The organism is Collinsella sp. CLA-ER-H7 (assembly GCF_040092345.1).
Classification (GTDB): domain Bacteria; phylum Actinomycetota; class Coriobacteriia; order Coriobacteriales; family Coriobacteriaceae; genus Collinsella.
The window spans coordinates 1-1,567 of sequence record NZ_JBBNLT010000032.1 but is presented as its reverse complement, the minus strand read 5'-3'; the positions used below and the strand labels follow the sequence as shown (position 1 = coordinate 1,567).

Annotated in this window: 1 protein-coding gene; it reads left to right on the top strand. The window is 67.6% G+C overall.

The genetic code is table 11. The features are described 5' to 3' along the window. The first annotated feature begins 127 nt into the window (after positions 1-127). Positions 128-1,240, top strand: a complete 1,113-nt coding sequence (locus AAAX75_RS10035; RefSeq protein ID WP_349092074.1) for an IS110 family transposase — start codon at positions 128-130, stop codon at positions 1,238-1,240. The last annotated feature ends 327 nt before the right edge of the window (positions 1,241-1,567 follow it).

Genomic DNA, 1,567 nt, shown 5'->3' with positions numbered 1-1,567 from the left:
AGACGATATGAGCAGGACATAAAAACATTGAGAGCCCCTGCTGCATGAAAGACCGCGGATTAGGCCGACAATGGTGAGTGTCTAATTCAGCCGCGGCGGCCACGCCGCATTCATGGAAGGGGCTCCCATGCTCGATACTACCACCTTCGTCGGCCTCGACGTCCACGCCCGCTCGATAAAGGCCGTCTCCCTCGACGTCATGACCGGGGAGGTGCGCTGCGCGACCTTCGGCTACGACGCCGGCGCCGTCGCGGGGTGGGTCCGCTCCGTGGACCCCGAGGCCAGGTGCGTGTACGAGTCCGGGGTCACGGGCTTCGACCTGCAGAAGAGGCTCTCCGGCCTTGGGGTCGACTGCGTGGTCGGCGCCGTCTCGAAGATGATCAAGCCCAGCGCGGACAGGCGCAGGAAGAACGACCGCAACGACGCCGAGTTCCTCGCCCGCATGCTGTCGGTCGGCAACGTGGTCGAGGTATGGGTCCCCGACGACGAGTGCGAGGCCGCCCGCGACCTGACCAGGGCGCTCGAGGACGCGAGGGACGACCTCTCGCGCTCGAAGCAGCGGCTCTCCAAGTTCCTGCTCAGGCACGGGCTCGTCTTCGACGAGAGGACGCCCACCGGCCGCAGGAAGGGCAACTGGACCCGGGCGCACTGGTCCTGGATCGAGTCGATAAGGTTCGCGGAGGGGGCCGACAACGACGTGCTCGCCTACTACGTCGACGCGGTCAGGCGGGCGGCGGAGGACAAGGCGCGGCTCGAGGGGCTCGTCGAGGCCGAGACCCGCAAGCCCAGGTGGAGGAAGAGGGTCGACTCCCTGCGCTGCCTCAAGGGCGTCGACACCGCGACGGCCGCCGACCTCGTGTTCGAGGCCGGCGAGTTCTCGAGGTTCAGGAATGCCCGGTCGTTCGCCGCATGGGTCGGCCTGACGCCCTCCGAGCACTCCAGCGGGGAGAGCGACCGCAGGGGCGCGATCACCAAGGCCGGCAACAAGCACCTGAGGAAGACGCTGGTCGAGGCCGCGTGGCACTACCTGACGTGCTCGGGGCGGCCGAAGGACCTCGCCAGGGGCCAGGCCCCGGACCGGGGCGCCCGGAGGCATGCCGCCAAGGGCGTGCGGAGGCTGGTCGAGAGGCGGGAGGCGCTGCTCGCGCGCGGGGTCCACGGCAACAAGGCGAACGTGGCCACGGCGCGCGAGCTCGCCTGCTGGGTATGGGCGGTCGGCCTCATGGCCGAGGAGGCGTAGGGGGGCGGTCCCCCGCACATAAGCCAGTCACCCCGGAAGCGGTTCGATCCGAAGCCGTTGAGGCGAACCTCAGGTCCCTTTTCTGCGAGCGCCCAGGGCGCCACACGCGTGCACAGACTGTCGGTTCGACGTAGAAGCCTCAGCCGTAGCAACGGATTGCCCAGCGAGAGATCGCCGCGGGCGGATATTAAACTGCAAAGACGAGCGTCGGTAAGACACGCCGAGGTCGCCGCGGACGGGCTGATATAGGGAGAGGGCCTGACCCCATATCGTTGGGGCCAGGCCCGATTTTGCCTCTTGACAATGTCCTGCTCATATTAAAAGGAA